This is a genomic window from Streptomyces sp. NPDC004732, assembly GCF_040609235.1.
Classification (GTDB): Bacteria; Actinomycetota; Actinomycetes; order Streptomycetales; family Streptomycetaceae; genus Streptomyces.
Genome location: NZ_JBEXJR010000008.1, coordinates 350,877 through 370,335, shown reverse-complemented (window position 1 = coordinate 370,335; position 19,459 = coordinate 350,877). Strand labels below are relative to the sequence as shown.

Sequence of the window (19,459 nt, the reverse complement as noted above, 5' to 3'; positions counted from 1 at the left end):
GGTGTTTCTCCTGTGTGATCAAGAAGTGTGGGTACGGCCCACCCCTCGGCCCGGGGGCCAAAGCCCTGAGGCTTAGAAGGGGGGCTCGTCCGAGTAGCCGCCACCGGAGCCGCCGGAGCTTCCGCCCCAGCCGCCACCGCCGCCGCCCTGCTGCTGGTTGCCACCAGCCGGAGCGCCGGTCGCCCAGGGGTCGTCGGCGGGAGCACCGCCACCGCCACCCTGCTGCTGACCGTTGCCGGAGCCACCGCTCCAGCCACCGCCCTGCTGGCCGCCGCCACTGCCGCCGCCGTAACCGCCCTGGCCGCCTCGACCGGTGGTCTTGGTGACCTTGGCCGTGGCGTTCTTCAGGCTGGCGCCGACTTCCTCGACGTCCAGCTCGTAGACCGTGCGCTTGATGCCCTCACGGTCCTCATAGGACCGCTGCTTCAGCCGGCCCTGCACGACGACGCGCATGCCTCGCTGGAGCGACTCCGCGACGTTCTCCGCCGCCTGACGCCAGACCGAGCAGGTGAGGAAGAGGCTTTCGCCGTCCTTCCACTCGTTCGTCTGGCGGTCGAAGGTGCGGGGGGTGGACGCGACACGGAACTTCGCGACCGCCGCACCGGAGGGGGTGAAGCGCAGCTCGGGGTCGTCGACAAGATTGCCGACGACCGTGATGACGGTCTCGCCTGCCATGGGGGAACCTCTCGGCGGGTTTGCTGCTGGCTGCTTGTTGCTGCTACTCGATTCCCGGGTGCTGCTGAGCTAAGAAGCTCAGTGCATCTCGGGACGGAGGACCTTGGTCCGGAGGACCGACTCGTTCAGGTTCATCTGTCGGTCGAGCTCCTTGACGACCGCAGGCTCGGCCTGCAGGTCGATGACCGAGTAGATGCCCTCGGGCTTCTTCTTGATCTCGTAGGACAGACGACGACGGCCCCAGGTGTCGACCTTCTCGACCTTTCCGTTGCCCTCACGGACGACAGAAAGGAAGTTCTCGATCAGCGGGGAGACAGCGCGCTCCTCGAGATCGGGGTCGAGGATGACCATCACTTCGTAGTGACGCATGTGGAACCCACCTCCTTTGGACTCAGCGGCCACGGTCGTTCCGTGGCAGGAGGGTCGTGATGCGTACGCAACGGTATCGGCAGCCACTGACAATCGACTCCCGCGAGCGGGGGCTCATGATGTGGCCTGGGCAGACACCGGTGCAGACGGTACACAGTACCCGCACCGAGGCTTCCGGTTGAAATCCGGCGGCGGGCGGGCAGAATCTGTACACATCGGGTGTCTATGGCGCTACGATGCGCCGCCTTCCGCAGGAGGTGCCTCTCATGGCACAGGTAATGCGACCGAACACCGCCACTTCTCTCTTCGCCACGGACGGCAAGCCTCATCCGCTCCAGGACACGCTGCTGGGCGTGACGCTGGTGCTCGGGGCGATCGCCTTCGTGACCGCGATGTTCCACAACCTCCATCTGATCAGCTCGTGGGCAGGCCTGATCGGGATCGCCACGGGTGCGTACGGCCAGTTCATCTCGGTGACGACGCGTGAGCGCTTCGGCCTGATCCTGGGTCTCGGAGCCTCGGCGGTCGGCTTCTTCCTGGGCATGGCACACGGCGGACTCTTCGGCGGAGTCGTCGGCTGACGGCCTCGCGGGACCCCGGTCGCACGAGCGGCCGGGGCCCTTAGTCCCGTACGCCCAGACGGGTCGCTCGCAGGGCGCAGTAGGCTTCGGCGCGAGAGCCGGAGCCCCTGTACCCATGGGGACACACCAGCCCGAGGAGCGCCCCGAATGAGTCTGACCCTGAGGACCATCAGTCGCGAGCAGCATCTGGCATATATCCAGACACTGCCGTCGGCGAGTCATTGCCAGGTCCCGGCATGGGCTGACGTGAAGAGCGAATGGCGCTCGGAGAACCTGGGCTGGTTCGACGACAGGACCGGTGAGCTGGTCGGTGCGGGCCTGGTGCTCTACCGGCAGCTGCCCAAGCTCAAGCGTTATCTCGCGTACCTGCCCGAGGGGCCTGTCATCAACTGGTACGCCCCGAACCTCGACGAGTGGCTGCAGCCGATGCTGGCGCATCTGAAGCAGCAGGGCGCCTTCTCCGTGAAGATGGGTCCGCCGGTCGTGATCCGTCGCTGGGACGCTCCGGCGATCAAGGCCGGCATCCAGAACCCCGACGTGAAGCGGCTGCGGGACACCGAGGCGACGTACATCGAGCCGCGGGCCTTCGAGGTCTCCGACCGGCTGCGCCGGATGGGCTGGCAGCAGGGCGAGGACGGCGGCGCCGGCTTCGGCGACGTGCAGCCCCGCTTCGTCTTCCAGGTGCCGCTGGCCAACCGCTCCCTGGACGAGGTCCAGAAGGGCTTCAACCAGCTGTGGCGGCGCAACATCAAGAAGGCCGAGAAGGCCGGCGTCGAGGTCGTCCAGGGCGGCTACCACGACCTGCCCGAGTGGCAGCGTCTCTACGAGATCACCGCGGTGCGCGACAAGTTCCGCCCGCGGCCGCTCGGCTACTTCCAGCAGATGTGGCAGGCCCTCAACTCCGAGGACCCCAACCGCATGCGGCTGTACTTCGCGCGGCACAACGGCGTGAACCTGTCGGCCGCGACGATGCTCGTCGTCGGCGGGCACGTCTGGTACTCCTACGGCGCATCGGACAACATCGGGCGCGAGGTCAGGCCCTCGAACGCGATGCAGTGGCGGATGCTCCGCGATGCATACGCCATGGGTGCCACGGTCTATGACCTGCGCGGCATCTCCGACTCGCTGGACGAGACGGACCACCTCTTCGGCCTGATCCAGTTCAAGGTCGGCACCGGCGGCGAAGCCGCCGAGTACATCGGCGAGTGGGACTTCCCGCTCAACAAGCTGCTGCACAAGGCGCTGGACATCTACATGTCGCGCCGCTGATCCCGCACAATTTCCTTCCATAACTCTGATACACCGCAGACACGAGAAAGGTTCCGGGATCCAGCCATGGCGCTCACGCTCTATGTCGACACCGCGCGCTGGCGGGCACACCAGAAGCACATGCTGGAGCAGTTCCCGGGCATCGTCCCGGTCTGCAAGGGCAACGGCTACGGCTTCGGGCATGAGCGCCTCGCCGAGGAAGCCACGCGCTTCGGCTCCGACGTGCTCGCCGTGGGCACCACCTACGAAGCCGCTCGCATCAAGGACTGGTTCAGCGGCGACCTGCTGGTCCTGACCCCGTTCCGGCGGGGCGAGGAGCCGGTGCCGCTGCCCGACCGCGTCATCCGCTCCGTGTCGTCGCTCGACGGCGTGCACGGCCTCGTGGGGGCCCGCGTCGTCATCGAGGTCATGTCCTCGATGAAGCGCCACGGCGTCAGCGAGCAGGAGCTTCCGCAGTTGCACGCCGCCATCGAGGACGTACGCCTCGAAGGCTTTGCGATCCACCTGCCGCTGGACCGCACCGATGGCTCGGACGCCGTCGAGGAGGTCATCGGCTGGATGGACCGCCTGCGCGCGGCCCGCCTGCCGCTGCACACCATGTTCGTCAGCCACCTCAAGGCCGGTGAACTGGCGCGTCTTCAGCAGCAGTTCCCGCAGACCCGCTTCCGTGCCCGTATCGGCACGAACCTCTGGCTGGGCGATCACGAGGCCACCGAGTACCGCGGCGCCGTCCTCGACGTCACCGCCGTCGCCAAGGGCGACCGCTTCGGCTACCGCCAGCAGAAGGCCGCTTCCGACGGCTGGCTGGTCGTGGTGGCCGGTGGCACCTCGCACGGTGTCGGCCTGGAGGCCCCGAAGGCGCTGCACGGCATGATGCCGCGGGCCAAGGGTGTGGCACGCGCGGGCCTCGCGACCGTCAACCGCAACCTCTCGCCCTTCGTCTGGGCGGGCAAGCAGCGCTGGTTCGCGGAGCCGCCGCACATGCAGGTCTCGATCCTCTTCGTGCCTTCGGACGCCCAGGAGCCGAAGGTCGGCGAGGAGTTGGTGGCCCACCTGCGGCACACCACCACGCAGTTCGACCGGATCCTCGACCGCTGAGGCGGATCGATCCAGCACGCGGAAGGGCCGGTACGAATCGTCGTACCGGCCCTTCCGCGTGTGCGAACGCTCCTCAGCCCGGCAGATCGGCCGCCGAACCCCACTTCACGGCGGGCGCCTCCGAGGTGTGCAGCGCGGTCCGCCTCGAACGGCCCGCGTTCCCCAGCACGAAGACGTCCCGCGCGCCGTCCAGGACGCCTCCTGACGGGTCGTCGTCCCCTGCGATCCGCACCACGTCCCGCTCCGGCATCAGGATGTCGCGCACGATCACGGCACACAGGTACAGCGTGCCCAACAGATGCACGACGATGGTGAGTTGGTATCCCTCGGTCGGCAGCCCCTTGTGGGCGTCTCCGCTCGTCGTGTACGCCAGGTAGAGCCAGATCCCGAGGAAGTACGCGACCTCGCACGCCTGCCAGATCAGGAAGTCGCGCCAGCGCGGCCGGGCGAGCGCGGCGAGGGGGATCAGCCACAGGACGTACTGCGGCGAGTAGACCTTGTTGGTGAGGACGAAGGCGGCGACCACCAGGAAGGCCAGCTGTGCGAAGCGCGGGCGGCGCGGGGCGGTGAGTCCGAGGGCACCGACTCCCAGACAGGCGAGGAGCATCAGCACGGCCGCCAGGGTGTTGACCGTGTCGGTGGTCAACGGGGAGTCCATCCGCTGGGAGAGGATCAGCCAGAAGGAGCCGAAGTCGACGCCGCGCTCCTGGCTGAACGTGTAGAACTTCGACCAGCCGTCGCTCGCGAGCAGTATCACCGGCAGGTTCACGACCAGCCAGGCGCCCACCGTGCCGAGCAGCGCGGTCCCGAACTCCCGCCATCTGCCCGCGCGCCAGCACAGGATCAGCAGCGGCCCGAGGATCAGTACGGGATACAGCTTGGCGGCCGTGGCGAGCCCGAGGAGCACACCGAAAGCGACGACACGTGCGCGTGACCACATCAGCATCGCGGCGGCCGTGAGGGCCACGGCGAGCAGGTCCCAGTTGATGGTGGCCGTCAGCGCGAAGGCCGGTGCGAGGGCGACGAGCAGCGCGTCCCAGGGGCGGCGCCGGTGGGTGCGTGCCACGCAGACGGCGACGACCGCGGTACAGGCCATCAGTATCCCGGCGTTGACCATCCAGTAGATCTTTTCCTGGTGCTGGATGGATCCGCTGCCGGGCGTCACCCAGGACGCCATCTCCATGAACACCCCGGTGAGGACGGGGTACTCGAGGTACTCCATGTCACCGGGGAGCCGGTCGAAGTACGGCACCAGGCCGTCGGCGAAACCGCGTCCCTGATAGAGGTGCGGGATGTCGGAGTAGCACGCATGCGTGTACTGCGAGCTGGCTCCGAAGAACCACGCGCCGTTGTAGCACGGCATCTTCTGGATCATCCCGAGCGCGAACATCCCGAGCGCGACGAGCGCGATGATGCGCACGGGAGTCCACCAGGAGGCAGCGAACAGCACTCTTCGGCCTACCGGGCCGCCGACCAGCTCACTACCGGCCCGGGCGACCTCGTCCTCCCTCGTGGGCCGTACCGGCTCCTGTTCCTGCTCCTGCGGGCTCACAGGCTCGTACGCGCTCGTGCGCGGCGTCTCTGCGCTGGGGTCTGCACTGGGCATGCCCGACATCCTGCCGTACGCGACTGGGAACGCGGAGAGGGCCGCCGCACCCATCGGTGCGACGGCCCTCGTTTCACGTGAAACATCCGTGGGGGAGCGGCTGCGGCGGCCTGCCGGAGCTCTCCGGCAGGATCGGCTCAGCCTGTCGGCCCGCCGAAGATGCCCCCTCCGTTGCCATTGCCATTGTTGCCTCCGCCGCCGGCCGGGTCTTCGGTAGCGGGTGGAGACTCCCCACCGGGGCCGCCGTCGACGCCGCCGTCGGCACCGCCGTTCTCCTGACCGCCGTTGTGGTTGCAATCCCAGTCGAACGGATCACAGCTCTCGCCGGGATCGGGACTCTCCGTCGGCGGCTTCGTGGTCTTGGTCTCCGTGGGCGTCGGCGACGTGGTCTTCTCCGGCTCCTCGGTCTTCGTCGGTGTCGGCGGCGGGGGCGGGGTCTCTCCGACGACCTTGCCGATCGGCCCGGGCACCGGGAAGTTCACGACGGACTTGCCCTTGAGCGCCTGCTCCATGTAGTCCTGCCAGATCTGCGCGGGGAACGAGGCGCCGTGGATCTTCTCCTCGCCACCCGTGCCGAACATCTCCAGGAACTCGCGCTTCTTGTTGGTCTCGTCGTCGTCGAGCCGGTACATGCTGACCGCCGTCGACAGCTGCGGGGTGTAGCCGACGAACCAGGCGGACTTGTTGCCGTCCGTCGTACCGGTCTTACCGGCCACCTGACGGCCGTTGAGCTGGGCGGAGGTACCCGTGCCCTTGTCCACGACGGTCCGCAGCACGTCGGTCACGTTGTCGGCGACCTCCGCGCTGTAGGCCTGCTTGGGCTGGTTCTCGTGGCGGAAGACCGTGTCGCCCTCGTGCTCGACCTCCTTCACCGAGTACGGCTCGTTCTGCTTGCCGCTCGCCGCGAAGGTGGAGTACGCCCCGGCCATCCGGATCGCGCTCGGCGACGAGGTGCCGAGTGAGAAGGACGGGTAGGTGGCGCCCGCCATGGAGCCGTCGTCCTTGAGACCGGCATCCATCGCGGACTGCTTCACCTTCTCCAGTCCGACGTCCATGCCGAGCTGCACGTAGGCCGAGTTGACCGACTCCCTCATCGCCTCACGGAGGTCGATCTGGAAGCTGGGACGGTTGTACGACTGGTTACCGTCGTTCTTCTGGTTCCACTGCTTGCCATCGCGGTCCGTCCAGACGTCACCGTTGTACTTCTGGATCTTCAGCTCGTTCTTGCCGCTGTAGAGGCTCTTCGGATTGACGATGGTGCGCTCGGCCTCGGTCTGCTCCTCCGGTCCTCCCGGATCGCGCACGCCGTACTTGAACGCGGCGGCCAGCACGAACGGCTTGTACGTCGAACCGACCTGGGCACCGGTCTGGTCGGCGTTGTTCGTGAAGTGCTTGGTCGCGTCCTCGCCGCCGTAGATGGCCTTGATCGCGCCGTCCTTCGGATCCACCGAGGCCCCGCCGAACTGAACGTGCGTGTCCTTCTCAGGCCGGACCTTCGGCTTGATCTTCTCCTTGCGGACCTTGTTCACCGACTTCTCGAGTTCCTTGACCTTCGTCTTGTCGAAGGTCGTGTGGATCTCGTAGCCGCCCTGCTGGAGCTGCTCGGCGGTGATGTTGGTGTTCCTGATGACGTACGCCTTGGCCAGGTCCACGAGGTAACCCGTCTGGCCTGCCAGGTCAATGTTCGACCGCGGGTTCTGCAGCTTCGGGAACTCCTGGTACTCGGCCCGCTGCTCGGCGGTCAGGCGGCCGTCCTTGACCTCTTCGTCCAGGATCCACTTCCAGCGCTTCTTGGCGCGGGCGGTGTTGTCCTGCTTGTTGGCCCCGGGGTCGATCTCCGGGTAACCGGCGGGGTCGTAGTACGTGGCGCCCTTCAGCACGGTCGCGAGGAACGCGCACTGGCTCGGGTCCAGCTCGCTGGCTTCCTTGTTGAAGTACGCCCGGGCGGCCGCCTGGATGCCGTAGGCCCCGCGTCCGTAATAAGCGGTGTTGAGGTAACCGGCCATGATGTCCTCCTTGGACACCGTCCGGCCGACCTTTATGGAGATGAAGAGCTCTTTGAACTTCCTGGTGAACGTCTGCGACTGATCGCCGAGTCGCGCGTTCTTCACGTACTGCTGGGTGATCGTGGAGCCACCCTGGGTCTGCCCGCCCTTGGCCATGTTGACCACGGCCCGGGTGATGCCCATCGGGTCGACGCCCTTGTCCTTCTCGAACGTCTTGTTCTCCGCCGACATGACGGCGAAGCGCATCTCCTTGGGGATGTCGTCGTAGTCGATGATCTGGCGGTTGCGCTCACCACCGGTCGCGACCATCTGCTTGCCGTCGGCCCAGTAGTAGACGTTGTTCTGGGCCTTGGCCGCCTTGTCGACCTCCGGCACCTCCACCAGGGCGTACGCGATGCCCGCGACCGCCATCAGGCCGCCGAGGAAGCCGAGGAACATGCCGGTGACCAGGCGCCACGACGGGACCCAGCGGCGCACGCCGTCCTTGCCCACGCGCGGGTAGTCGATGAACCGCTTCTTACGAGGCGGCTCGGCGCCGCGGCCCCTGCCACGGCCTGCCCCGCCCGGTCCACCGGGCCCACCGCCACCACGGCGGCCACCGCCACCACCGCCCGCTCGGCCGCCGCCGTCGGGCGCCCTGCGGCGTCCGCCACCGGCGCCGACCGAGCCGCTGCGCTGTGCGGCGCGTCGGGCCTCGGCCCTGCCGCCATAGGGGCGGTCCCCGTCGTCCGGGGTCCCGGAATCGGGTCCCGGCCCCCCGTAGGAGGAAGAAGGTGATCCTGTGTCGCCCCGCGGTGCCGCGCGACGACCCGACGGCGCCCCTGGGGTGCCGCGCCGGGCCGCGGCGCGTCCGCCGCCCTGCGGCTGCGGCGGTTTGCGACGGTGCTCGCTCATCGAACGATTACTCCTCGGGCAGGCGCAGTTGTCCACGCCTGGAAACGGCGGCTGGTTTCCGGTCCCCCCGAAGTGCGGATGCGCCCGTTCCTGAACGCGCCCGCACTACACCGGGGACGACGACGCTCCCTGACGTCACTTGGTTCCCGGCGGCATACATGGCGCACAGACTACGCACCGTCAAAACCCTCCTAGAGCCGAAGTTCACCCCAAATCAGGCAAGTTACTTCCTACGAATCGGTGATGTGACGCCGTTCACCGTGCCCCCTCTTGTATCAACCGGATCGCCGTTCTATCGTCTCGATGTATCGAGTCGATACATCAGCTCGGCATAAAGGCCGTACTGAGGGACCGTGGCAGACGGGAGGCGAAGATGAGCAGGCGCTCCGGCATCCTGGAATTCGCCGTGCTCGGTCTGCTTCGCGAATCCCCGATGCACGGCTATGAGCTGCGCAAACGACTCAATACGTCGCTGGGAGTGTTCCGCGCCTTCAGCTACGGGACGCTCTACCCCTGCCTCAAGACGCTGGTCGCCAACGGCTGGTTGATCGAGGAGTCGGGCAGCTCCCCCGAAGACGCCCTGGCAGCTCCACTCACAGGGCGTCGCGCCAAGATCGTCTATCGGTTGACGGCGGAAGGTAAGGAGCACTTCGAGGATCTGCTCTCGCAGACCGGCCCCGATGCGTACGAGGACGAGCACTTCGCCGCCCGCTTCGCCTTCTTCGGGCAGACCTCGCGAGACGTTCGGATGCGGGTGCTCGAGGGCCGCCGCAGCCGACTCGAAGAGCGCCTGGAGAAGATGCGCGCTTCCCTGGCCCGTACCCGGGAGCGCCTGGACGACTACACGCTTGAGCTGCAGCGGCACGGCATGGAGTCCGTGGAGCGCGAAGTGCGCTGGCTGAACGAGCTCATCGAGAGCGAGCGAGCAGGGCGGGACCAGCAACGGTCCGCCCCCGGCAGCTCCGCTCAGCAGAACAGCACATCTGGGGAGTCGGCGGACCTGCCCCGGCGGCGGGAGAACGACCCGCCGCCGGATCCGTCCGATGACCCCGCCAAGTGAGACCCAGCGTTCCGCCGGGTTTCATCCGGAATACCGAGATCACACAGGGAGCAACCGGAATGGGTTCGGTTCGCGTAGCCATCGTCGGCGTGGGCAACTGCGCCGCCTCGCTGGTCCAGGGCGTCGAGTACTACAAGGACGCAGACCCGGACACCAAGGTCCCGGGCCTGATGCACGTCCAGTTCGGCGACTACCACGTCGGTGACGTCGAGTTCGTCGCCGCGTTCGACGTCGACGCGAAGAAGGTCGGCCTCGACCTCTCGGACGCCATCGGCGCCAGCGAGAACAACACCATCAAGATCTGCGACGTGCCGAACTCGGGCGTGACCGTCCAGCGCGGCCACACCCACGACGGCCTGGGCAAGTACTACCGCCAGACCATCGAGGAGTCCTCCGAGGCCCCGGTCGACATCGTCCAGATCCTCAAGGACCGCAAGGTCGACGTCCTCGTCTGCTACCTGCCCGTCGGTTCCGAGGCCGCCGCGAAGTTCTACGCGCAGTGCGCCATCGACGCCAAGGTCGCCTTCGTCAACGCCCTCCCGGTCTTCATCGCCGGCACCAAGGAGTGGGCCGACAAGTTCACCGAGGCCGGTGTCCCGATCGTCGGCGACGACATCAAGTCGCAGGTCGGCGCCACCATCACGCACCGCGTGATGGCGAAGCTGTTCGAGGACCGCGGTGTCCGTCTTGAGCGCACCATGCAGCTCAACGTCGGCGGCAACATGGACTTCAAGAACATGCTCGAGCGCGACCGCCTCGAGTCGAAGAAGATCTCGAAGACGCAGGCCGTCACCTCGCAGATCCCGGACCGCGAGCTGGGCGAGAAGAACGTCCACATCGGCCCGTCGGACTACGTGGCGTGGCTCGACGACCGCAAGTGGGCGTACGTCCGCCTCGAGGGCCGTGCCTTCGGTGACGTCCCGCTGAACCTGGAGTACAAGCTCGAGGTCTGGGACTCCCCGAACTCGGCCGGTGTCATCATCGACGCCCTGCGCGCCGCGAAGATCGCCAAGGACCGCGGCATCGGCGGCCCGATCCTCTCCGCGTCGAGCTACTTCATGAAGTCCCCGCCGGTCCAGTACTTCGACGACGAGGCCTTCGCCAACGTCGAGAAGTTCATCAAGGGTGAGGTCGAGCGCTAAACAGCTCTCTCCTTGTTGCTTGTCGAGGGTCCCCGGGCATTCCGCCCGGGGACCCTCCTCGTATGTGAGGCTGTGATCCATGGCTGTCGTCGGTGACCTGCGGATACTGCTGCGGCTGCGGGACTTTCGACGGCTGCTCGGCGTACGGCTGATCTCCCAGGGGGCGGACGGCGTCTACCAGGTCGCGCTCGCGACGTACGTCGTCTTCTCCCCGGAGAAGCAGGCCTCGCCCGGGGCGATCGCTTCCGCCATGGCCGTGCTGCTCCTCCCTTACTCCCTGATCGGCCCCTTCGCCGGCGTTCTCCTGGACCGCTGGCAGCGCCGCCAGGTCTTCCTCTACGGCAACCTCCTGCGGGCCGCCCTGGCGTCCCTGACCGCCGTACTGATGCTGAGCAGCGTCCCCGACTGGCTCTTCTACGCCTCCGCCCTCTGTGTCACGGCCGTCAACCGTTTCGTCCTGGCGGGACTCTCGGCCGCGCTGCCCCGGGTGGTCGACGCCGACCGTCTGGTCGTCGCGAACTCCCTCTCGCCGACCGCGGGCACGTTGGCCGCGACGCTGGGCGGCGGCCTCGCCTTCGTGATCCGCATCGTGGCGTCGGACTCGGACGCGGCCGTGGTCCTGTGCGGCGCCGCCCTGTACCTCTGCGCGGCGCTCGCCTCGCTCCGCATGGCACGCGAACTGCTCGGCCCCGATCCGGACCTGGTGCAGCCACGGCTCGCGACCGCGCTGGCCGGAACGGCTCGCGGGCTGAAGGCGGGGGTGCGACACCTTGCGGAGCGCCCCGCGGCCGCCCGCGCGCTGGCCGCGATGACGGTGCTCCGGTTCTGCTACGGCGCACTGACCGTCATGGTCCTGATGCTGTGCCGGTACGCCTGGACGTCGACGGAGTCCGCCGGGCTGGCGCTGCTCGGGCTTGCCGTGGGGATCTCCGGCGCGGGGTTCTTCGTGGCGGCTCTGGTGACGCCTGCGGCGGTGGGGCGTCTTGGCCCGGGCGGCTGGATCGTCACCTGCGCGGCAACGGCAGCGCTCCTCGAACCCGCACTCGGCCTCCCCTTCGAACCCGCCCCTCTCCTCGTCGCCGCCTTCGTCCTCGGCCTGACCACCCAGGGCGCAAAAATCGCCACGGACACGGTGGTGCAGTCCTCGGTGGACGACGGCTTCCGCGGGCGGATCTTCTCGGTCTACGACGTGCTGTTCAACGTCGCTTTCGTGGGCGCGGCCGCGGTGGCGGCCCTGATGCTGCCCCCGGACGGGCGGTCGGTTCCGCTGGTCCTCGTGGTGGCTCTTCTCTACGCAGCAATTGCTGGGGCTATGGCCCGCTTTGACGCGCAATAAGTGTCACATCAGTGACACAGAGCCCCTCTGAACTTCAGAGATACCAGCGGACCCGGATAACTTACGGGCGTCGTATTCGCGCCATCGCGCTCTCGTTCGAGGGGGACCCCCAAAGTGACCACTCCGCCGCCCCAGGGCCAGACTCCGTACCCGCCCCAGGGCCAGAACCCCTACGGCCAGCCCCAGGGCCAGAACCCCTATGGGCAGCCCCAGGGCGGCGCTCCTTACGGCCAGCAGCCCCCGGCCCCTCCCTACCAGGGTCAGCCCGGCATGCCGCAGCAGCCGTACCCCGCTTTCGGCCAGGGCGGCCCTGTTCCCCCGCCGGCCCCCCGCCGCGGTGGTGGTGGCAAGAAGCTGTTCCTGCGCATCGGCGGCTTCATCCTGGTCGCGATTCTCATAGCCGTCGGCAAGTTTGCCCTCGGCAAGAGCGACGCCGAGTCCACCAGCGTCGGCAGCTGCATGCACAACAAGGGCACGCAGTTCTCGCCGGACCTGGAAGAGGTCGACTGCTCCTCGAGCGATTCCGAGTTCGAGGTCGTGGAGAAGTTCGACGACACCAGCGACAGCAACAAGTGCAAGGCCGTCAAGACCTCCGAGATCGCCTACTACCAGTCGGGCAAGGGCCACAACGTGGTGCTCTGCCTGAAGAAGACCAAGTAGGCGCAGCAGGAACGACCGAAGGGCGTTGTTTCACGGTTTCACGTGAAACAACGCCCTTCGGCGCATCTCGGGAGGGTGGTTGTTTCACGTGAAACAACCACCCTCCCGCCTCAGTTCTGCGCGGCCCACCACTCCTTGAGCGCCGCGGCAGCCGCGTCCCGCTCCATCGGCCCATTCTCGAGGCGCAGTTCCAGAAGGAACTTGTAGGCCTGGCCGATCACCGGGCCCGGTCCCACGTCCAGGACCTTCATGATGTCGTTGCCGTCCAGGTCGGGGCGGATCGAGTCCAGCTCCTCCTGTTCCTGGAGGCGGGCGATGCGCTCCTCCAGGCCGTCGTACGCACGCGACAGGGCGTTCGCCTTGCGCTTGTTGCGCGTGGTGCAGTCGGAGCGGGTCAGCTTGTGCAGACGCGCCAGGAGGGGGCCTGCGTCGCGTACGTAGCGACGTACGGCCGAGTCCGTCCACTCTCCCGTGCCGTAGCCGTGGAAGCGCAGGTGCAGCTCGACGAGGCGCGAAACGTCCTTCACGAGCTCGTTGGAGTACTTGAGCGCCGTCATGCGCTTCTTGACCATCTTGGCGCCGACCACCTCGTGGTGGTGGAAGGAGACGCGGCCGTCGCTCTCGAAGCGCCGCGTCTTCGGCTTGCCGATGTCGTGCAGCAGTGCCGCGAGCCGCAGCGTCAGGTCCGGGCCGCCCGTCTCCAGCGCCATCGCCTGCTCAAGGACGATCAGCGAGTGGTCGTACACGTCCTTGTGGCGGTGGTGCTCGTCACGCTCCAGACGCAGCGCGGGCAGCTCGGGGAGAACCCGATCGGCGAGGCCCGTCTCGACGAGGAGAGCGAGACCCTTGCGCGGATGTGCGGAAAGGAGCAGTTTGTTCAATTCGTCCCGTACGCGCTCCGCGGAGACGATGTCGATGCGCTCGGCCATCGCCTTCATCGCGGCGACGACGTCGGGGGCCACCTCGAAGTCCAGCTGCGCGGCGAACCGTGCGGCCCGCAGCATCCGCAGCGGGTCGTCGGAGAAGGAGTCCTCCGGGGTGCCAGGGGTGCGCAGGACACGCTCCGCGAGGTCGTCGAGCCCGCCGTGCGGGTCCACGAACTCCTTCTCCGGGAGCGCCACGGCCATCGCGTTCACGGTGAAGTCGCGACGCACGAGGTCTTCCTCGATCGAGTCGCCGTAGGACACCTCGGGCTTGCGCGAGGTCCTGTCGTACGCCTCAGAGCGGTAGGTGGTCACCTCGATCTGGTAGCCGTCCTTCTGGCTGCCGACCGTGCCGAAGGCGATCCCGACCTCCCACACCGCGTCGGCCCACGGCCGGACGATCTTCAGTACGTCCTCGGGGCGGGCGTCGGTCGTGAAGTCCAGGTCATTGCCGAGCCGGCCCAGCAGGGCGTCCCTGACCGAGCCGCCGACCAGGGCGAGAGAGAACCCGGCCTCCTGAAAACGGCGGGCGAGGTCGTCCGCGACAGGGGACACACGCAGCAGTTCACTGACCGCGCGGCTCTGCACCTGGCTCAGGGCGCTGGGATTGTCTTCATTGGCGTTCGGCACAACAGAAAAGGGTACGTGCCCCGGCCGCCCGCGGCCGACCCGATTCCCGCCCCGCCCCGCCCCGCAGGGGGGCGTGCAGCCGCTCCTGCCGCGTCTTCCGATCACGTGGAGCAGTCCGCGGCACTTCGCCACAGCGCGCATCGTTACCATGCGTGGACGCACAACCGACGACCACTGACGACGAGGGACGGGCGAACGCGTGGCCGAGGCGGCAGACTTTCCGGGGACGAGCCCCTCACCTGCCAGCCGGTGGCTGCGGCGCACCGCAGCACTGCTGGTGGGTACCCCATTGCTGGCCGGACTGCTGCAGGCACCGGCGGGCACTGTGGCGCACGCCACAGTGCCCAGCACGAAGGCGGAGGCCGCGCAGTCACGCGTGAAGGCCGACGCCACCGGATCCCGCACCGTCGACGTCTCCCTGGACTCGCTCACCCCCACCGCTCCCGGTGAGGGTGACACGCTCACCGTCTCGGGCACGGTCACCAACAACGGCAAGCAGACGGTGACCGGGGCGCAGGTCGGGCTCCGCGTCGGCTCGCCCCTCAACAGCCGCAGCGAGATCGACAACGCCGCCAAGCGCACGGGCTTCCAGCCGGGAGCCGACGGCACGGAGGTCGGCGGGAAGTACGTCGAGAAGATCGCCCGGCTCGCACCGGGCGTACGGCAGGACTTCAGCATCTCCGTGCCGGTCAAGGCGCTGTCCCTCGGCGTCGGGGGCGTCTACCAGCTGGGGGTCTCCCTCACCGGTCAGAGCGCCGCCCAGCCCTATCCCCAGGTGCTGGGCATCGAGCGGACCTTCCTGCCCTGGCAGCCCGACGCCACCGACACCAAGACGAAGACCACGTACCTGTGGCCGCTCACCACCGCCACGCACCTCACGGCGAAGACCGGGTCCGACGACCAGCAGACGCCCGTCTTCAAGAACGACGACCTCGCCGACGAGCTGGCCCCTGGCGGACGTCTGGAACAGCTCCTGTCCCTCGGCAGCCGGCTGAACGTCACGTGGGTCATCGATCCGGACCTGCTCGCCTCGGTCGAGGCGATGACGAAGAGCTACCGGATCGACAACCCGGACGGAAAGACCACCCGGGCGGGCAGGCAGCAGACGGTCGCCAATCAGTGGCTCAACGACCTCCAGGCCGCCGTCAAGGACAAGAAGATCGTCGCGCTCCCCTTCGCCGACCCCGACCTGGCCTCCCTCGCGCACACCGGCAAAGCGGTCGGTGGCTCCCTCGGCCACCTCAAGGAAGCCACCGACGCGGGCTACAAGGCGGTCACGACGATCCTCCAGGTGAAGCCGAGCACCGACTTCGCCTGGCCCGCCGAGGGAGCGATCGACCCGTCGATCGTCGACGTCGCCACCTCCGCCGGCGCCCACACGGTGATCACCCGCAGTGACAGCCTGCGCGAGACCAACGGCCTGCAGTACTCACCGACCGCGGCCCGGCCCATCGGTGGCGGCACCACCGCCGTGGTGACCGACGCACGGCTCTCCACGGCCTTCCAGGGGGACATGAGCGAGGCGGAGAACTCCACGCTCGCCGTCCAGGAGTTCCTCGCCCAGAGCCTGATGATCAACCTGCAGGACCCCGACAAGGGGCGGAGCATCGTCGTCGCTCCGCAGCGCATGCCCACGGCGAGCCAGGCGCAGACCATGGAGAAGGCGCTGAGCTCCCTCGCGGACGGAAAGTGGTCGCAGCCGCAGGACCTGGCCGCCGCGGCGAAGGCCAAGCCGGACCCGCAGGCCACCACCCGGGTGCCTTCGGCCGCCGCCTACCCCGCCGCACTGCGCAAGCAGGAGCTGCCGCGGAAGGCCTTCGAGAACATCCAGGCCACGCAGAACTCGCTCAACCGCTTCCAGGTGATCCTCACCGAGAAGGACCGCGTGGTCACCCCCTTCGGGAGGGCCATAGACCGTGAAATGGCGACGTCCTGGCGCGGTCACTCGGCGGAGGGGCAGGCCTATCGGGACAGCGTCTGGGCGTACCTGAAGGACCTCACCAGGCAGGTTTCCCTGATCCAGAGGTCCGACGCGAAGCTCTCCGGGCGCAGCGCGACCATCCCGGTCTCGGTCCAGAACAACCTGGTCCAGGGCGTCGACCATCTGGTCCTGCGCCTGTCCTCCAGGAACCCCACCCGACTGAAGATCGGCGACGGGCAGTTCGAAGAGAAGCCGATCAAGATCGCGGGCGGCCACTCCCAGTCCGTGAAGTTCACCACCACGGCCAACGCCAACGGTCCGGTCCCGGTGTACGCCCAGCTGTACACGGAGGACGGAGAGCCCTACGGCAATGCCGTGCGCTTCGAGGTCAACGTCACCGAGGTCACCCTCACGGTGATGCTGGTCATCGCCGGTGGACTCCTGCTGCTCGTCCTCGCCGGGTTCCGGATGTACACGCAGCGCAAGCGCGCGGCCCGAAAGCGCGCCCAGGAGGGACCGGACGAGGGGCCGGATCAGGGCGCGGACGAAGGCCCGGACAACGGCCCCGAGGGCGAATCCGGCGGTGAGCCCGGGACGGACGACCCCGAGCACCCGAGTGACCCGACACCGGACACCGCTCCGGAAAGCACCGACCCATCGGACACGGGTGAGAGAGTGGACCGTTGAGCGATGTCGTGGCCGGTGGGCCCGGGGACGATGAGGTGGGGTAACCATGAACGCGCCGTACGACGGTGACCGTGGCCAGGGCTCGGGCGGCTCCGCCTCGCCCGGGGGCCCGCCGCCCGGCTCCCCCGAGCACGGGCAGGTACCCCCACAGCCCGCGCCGGACATGTATCTCCAGGACGCCTACGACCAGGACCCCTACCGGGCACAGGACCTCTCCGCCCAGGACCCGGTGACCGAGGCGCTCTACGACCGCGCGGCGCACCCTCCGCCGCCGCCCGGCACCTACCAGCAGCAGCCGCCGCTCTACGCCCAGCCGCCCTCCTCGCAGCACGCCCCCGACCCGCGCATGTGGGCGCAGACCCCGGCTCCCGAGCCGGAGGGCCCGACCCGCCACCTCCCGTACGGCGACGACGCCCGCACGACCCAGTTCGTGGGCGTCGACGACCTGGTCACCCAGGCCGGTGAGGAGCACCACGAGCCCGACGCGTTCGCCCACCTCTTCCGGGACCAGCAGCCGGGCGGCTACCGCGGCCAGCAGGCAGGCCACCAGCAAGCCGCCTACCCGCAGGACGGCTACCAGCAAGAGGGATACCAGCAGGGCGGCCATCAGCAGGCCGGGTACCAGCAGGCGGGCCCCCAGCAGGCCGGATACCAACAGGCGGGCCCCCAACAGGCCGGATACCAGCAGGGTGGCTACCCGCAGGGTGCGTACCAGCAGGGCGGCTATCCCGAGAACGACGGCTACGCCCAGGGGAACGGCAATGGCTACCCCCAGGGCCACGGCTACCCCCAGAGCAACGACTACCAGCAGCCCGTCAACGGCGGATACCCGCCGGTCGAGCAGCCGGTCGTCCCGGGTCCCGCGGCCGCCCCGGTCGCCGCCCCCGCGCCCCCGGCCGCACCGGCGCCTGCCGCCAAGTCCGGCGGCCGCGCGTCCAGCCTGCTGAAGTCGAGCGCGCTCATGGCGGCAGGGACGATCGTCTCCCGCCTCACCGGCTTCCTGCGCACCCTGGTCATGGCCGCCGCGATCGGCGTCGGCACGCTCAACGACTCGTACCAGGTCGCCAACGTCCTGCCGACGATGATCTACGTCCTCGTCGGTGGCGGCGCCCTGAACGCGGTCTTCATCCCGCAGCTCGTCCGGGCCATGAAGAACGACGAAGACGAGGGCGAGGGCTACGCCAACCGGCTCCTGACCCTCGTGATGGTCCTGCTCGCGGCCGTCACCGTCATCTGTGTGGTCGCGGCACCCATGCTCATCCGCATGATGTCGCCGACGATCGCCGACAACCCCGCGAAGATGGACGTCGCGGTCACCTTCGCCCGGTACTGCATCCCCACGATGTTCTTCATGGGCCTGCACGTCGTGCTCGGCCAGGTCCTCAACGCCCGCGGCCGCTTCGGCGCGATGATGTGGACCCCGGTCCTCAACAACGTCGTGGTCATCGCGACGTTCGGCGCCTTCATCTGGGCCTTCGGCAGCTTCACCGACTCCGGCGTCAACGCGGGCAGCATCACGCCCGACGGCGTGCGGCTCCTCGGCCTCGGCACCCTGCTCGGCCTGACCGTGCAGGCGCTCTCGATGCTGCCGTACCTGCGCGAGGCGGGCTTCAAGCTGCGGCTCCGGTTCGACTGGCGTGGGCAGGGCCTCGGCAAGGCCGCGGGCCTCGCCAAGTGGACGTTCTTCTTCGTCCTCGCCAACCAGCTCGGCATGATCGTCGTGACCCAGCTGGCCACCAGCGCCGGCGCGACGGCCGAGGACCACGGCCACCCGGGCACCGGCATCACCGCGTACAACTACGCACTGCTGCTGTGGCAGATGCCGCAGGCCATCATCACGGTCTCCGTGATGACCGCGGTCCTGCCCCGCATCTCCCGCTCCGCGAACGACGACGACCCCGCTGCCGTCCGGGACGACATCTCGTACGGCCTGCGTACCTCCGCCGTGGCGATCGTGCCGTGTGCCTTCGCCTTCCTCGCCCTCGGCGTCCCCATGGCCACGCTGCTGTACGCGGGCTCGGGCGCAGGTGCGCAGAACATCGGCTACACCCTGATGGCGTTCGGCCTCGGCCTGATTCCGTACTCGGTCCAGTACGTCGTCCTGCGCGGCTTCTACGCGTACGAGGACACCCGCACGCCGTTCTACAACACCGTGATCGTTGCGGCCGTCAACGCGGCGGCCTCGGCCCTGTGCTTCTTCGTCCTGCCCGCCCGGTGGGCCGTCGTCGGCATGGCCGCCTCCTACGGCCTCGCCTACTCGGTGGGCGTCGGTATCGCCTGGCGGCGGCTGCGCGTGCGGCTGGGCGGCGATCTGGACGGCGCCCAGGTGGCACGCACCTACACCAGGCTCTTCGGCGCCTCGGTCCCGGCGGCCATCGTCGGTGGCGGCATCGGCTTCGCCATTCTGCAGGCGATGGGCACCGGCGCACTCAGCTCCTTCGTGGCGCTCGTGGCCGGCGGCGTCGCACTTCTCGGTGTCTTCTTCGTGGCCGCCCGAAAGATGCGGATTGCGGAGCTCAATTCCATGGTCGGCATGGTCCGTGGCCGTCTCGGCCGGTGAGATGAGCGGACCCGCACAACCATCGTCGGCCACCGTGTGTCG

The 19,459-nt window shown here is 68.4% G+C and carries 14 protein-coding genes; 9 read left to right on the top strand and 5 right to left on the bottom strand.

Translation table 11 applies throughout. The features are described from left to right. Positions 1 to 72: 72 nt before the first annotated feature. A complete protein-coding gene (locus tag ABZV77_RS25515; RefSeq protein WP_356261096.1) occupies positions 73 to 675 on the bottom strand; it encodes a single-stranded DNA-binding protein in 603 nt (200 codons plus the stop codon). 78 nt (positions 676 to 753) lie between these two features. Further along, positions 754 to 1,044: a 30S ribosomal protein S6 gene (gene rpsF, locus ABZV77_RS25510; protein ID WP_016644628.1), complete on the bottom strand. Its 291-nt coding sequence runs from the start codon at positions 1,042 to 1,044 to the stop codon at positions 754 to 756. A 266-nt stretch (positions 1,045 to 1,310) separates the two neighbouring features. Between rpsF and ABZV77_RS25505 the strand changes: the two genes are divergently transcribed. The 3 genes from ABZV77_RS25505 (at position 1,311) to ABZV77_RS25495 (ending at position 3,992) form a co-directional block, all read left to right on the top strand. After that, entirely contained in the window at positions 1,311 to 1,625 is a 315-nt protein-coding gene (locus tag ABZV77_RS25505; RefSeq protein ID WP_055565789.1) for a hypothetical protein, read from the top strand. 147 nt (positions 1,626 to 1,772) lie between these two features. Continuing rightward, positions 1,773 to 2,894, top strand: a complete 1,122-nt coding sequence (locus ABZV77_RS25500) for a peptidoglycan bridge formation glycyltransferase FemA/FemB family protein (protein WP_055565790.1) — start codon at positions 1,773 to 1,775, stop codon at positions 2,892 to 2,894. 66 nt (positions 2,895 to 2,960) lie between these two features. Beyond that, positions 2,961 to 3,992, top strand: coding sequence for an alanine racemase (locus ABZV77_RS25495; RefSeq protein WP_356261092.1), 1,032 nt, complete (start codon positions 2,961 to 2,963; stop codon positions 3,990 to 3,992). A 73-nt stretch (positions 3,993 to 4,065) separates the two neighbouring features. Here the strand turns inward: ABZV77_RS25495 and ABZV77_RS25490 are convergent, their stop codons facing one another. Together ABZV77_RS25490 and ABZV77_RS25485 are read right to left on the bottom strand one after the other, a co-directional pair. Next, positions 4,066 to 5,607, bottom strand: a complete 1,542-nt coding sequence (locus ABZV77_RS25490) for a glycosyltransferase 87 family protein (RefSeq protein ID WP_356261611.1) — start codon at positions 5,605 to 5,607, stop codon at positions 4,066 to 4,068. 128 nt (positions 5,608 to 5,735) lie between these two features. Next, complete coding sequence (locus ABZV77_RS25485) at positions 5,736 to 8,498, bottom strand: transglycosylase domain-containing protein (protein WP_356261090.1); 2,763 nt, start codon at positions 8,496 to 8,498, stop codon at positions 5,736 to 5,738. Positions 8,499 to 8,871: 373 nt separating this feature from the next. Here ABZV77_RS25485 and ABZV77_RS25480 point away from each other — a divergent pair, with 373 nt between their 5' ends. From ABZV77_RS25480 to ABZV77_RS25465, 4 genes are all read left to right on the top strand, one after another. Next, positions 8,872 to 9,558, top strand: coding sequence for a helix-turn-helix transcriptional regulator (locus ABZV77_RS25480; RefSeq protein WP_356261088.1), 687 nt, complete (start codon positions 8,872 to 8,874; stop codon positions 9,556 to 9,558). 59 nt (positions 9,559 to 9,617) lie between these two features. After that, positions 9,618 to 10,700 carry an inositol-3-phosphate synthase gene (locus ABZV77_RS25475; RefSeq protein WP_356261085.1) on the top strand — a complete coding sequence of 361 codons (1,083 nt, stop codon included), beginning with the start codon at positions 9,618 to 9,620 and terminating at the stop codon, positions 10,698 to 10,700. A gap of 79 nt (positions 10,701 to 10,779) precedes the next feature. Further along, complete coding sequence (locus tag ABZV77_RS25470; protein ID WP_356261082.1) at positions 10,780 to 12,036, top strand: MFS transporter; 1,257 nt, start codon at positions 10,780 to 10,782, stop codon at positions 12,034 to 12,036. A 114-nt stretch (positions 12,037 to 12,150) separates the two neighbouring features. Beyond that, positions 12,151 to 12,696 carry a hypothetical protein gene (locus ABZV77_RS25465; protein ID WP_356261080.1) on the top strand — a complete coding sequence of 182 codons (546 nt, stop codon included), beginning with the start codon at positions 12,151 to 12,153 and terminating at the stop codon, positions 12,694 to 12,696. A gap of 110 nt (positions 12,697 to 12,806) precedes the next feature. Here ABZV77_RS25465 and ABZV77_RS25460 read toward each other — a convergent pair whose 3' ends face one another. Then, positions 12,807 to 14,249, bottom strand: coding sequence for a CCA tRNA nucleotidyltransferase (locus ABZV77_RS25460; protein WP_356261078.1), 1,443 nt, complete (start codon positions 14,247 to 14,249; stop codon positions 12,807 to 12,809). A gap of 199 nt (positions 14,250 to 14,448) precedes the next feature. Between ABZV77_RS25460 and ABZV77_RS25455 the strand changes: the two genes are divergently transcribed. Next, on the top strand, positions 14,449 to 16,857 hold the full coding sequence (locus ABZV77_RS25455; RefSeq protein WP_356261075.1) for a DUF6049 family protein: 2,409 nt from the start codon (positions 14,449 to 14,451) through the stop codon (positions 16,855 to 16,857). Positions 16,858 to 16,903: 46 nt separating this feature from the next. Continuing rightward, a complete protein-coding gene (murJ, locus tag ABZV77_RS25450) occupies positions 16,904 to 19,417 on the top strand; it encodes a murein biosynthesis integral membrane protein MurJ (RefSeq protein ID WP_356261072.1) in 2,514 nt (837 codons plus the stop codon). The last annotated feature ends 42 nt before the right edge of the window (positions 19,418 to 19,459 follow it).

Coding starts and splice junctions, on each gene's coding strand:
- ABZV77_RS25515 (WP_356261096.1), bottom strand. CDS start 675: ATGGCAGGCGAGACCGTCATCACGGTCGTCGGCAATCTTGTCGACGAC.
- rpsF (WP_016644628.1), bottom strand. CDS start 1,044: ATGCGTCACTACGAAGTGATGGTCATCCTCGACCCCGATCTCGAGGAG.
- ABZV77_RS25505 (WP_055565789.1), top strand. CDS start 1,311: ATGGCACAGGTAATGCGACCGAACACCGCCACTTCTCTCTTCGCCACG.
- ABZV77_RS25500 (WP_055565790.1), top strand. CDS start 1,773: ATGAGTCTGACCCTGAGGACCATCAGTCGCGAGCAGCATCTGGCATAT.
- ABZV77_RS25495 (WP_356261092.1), top strand. CDS start 2,961: ATGGCGCTCACGCTCTATGTCGACACCGCGCGCTGGCGGGCACACCAG.
- ABZV77_RS25490 (WP_356261611.1), bottom strand. CDS start 5,607: ATGTCGGGCATGCCCAGTGCAGACCCCAGCGCAGAGACGCCGCGCACG.
- ABZV77_RS25485 (WP_356261090.1), bottom strand. CDS start 8,498: ATGAGCGAGCACCGTCGCAAACCGCCGCAGCCGCAGGGCGGCGGACGC.
- ABZV77_RS25480 (WP_356261088.1), top strand. CDS start 8,872: ATGAGCAGGCGCTCCGGCATCCTGGAATTCGCCGTGCTCGGTCTGCTT.
- ABZV77_RS25475 (WP_356261085.1), top strand. CDS start 9,618: ATGGGTTCGGTTCGCGTAGCCATCGTCGGCGTGGGCAACTGCGCCGCC.
- ABZV77_RS25470 (WP_356261082.1), top strand. CDS start 10,780: ATGGCTGTCGTCGGTGACCTGCGGATACTGCTGCGGCTGCGGGACTTT.
- murJ (WP_356261072.1), top strand. CDS start 16,904: ATGAACGCGCCGTACGACGGTGACCGTGGCCAGGGCTCGGGCGGCTCC.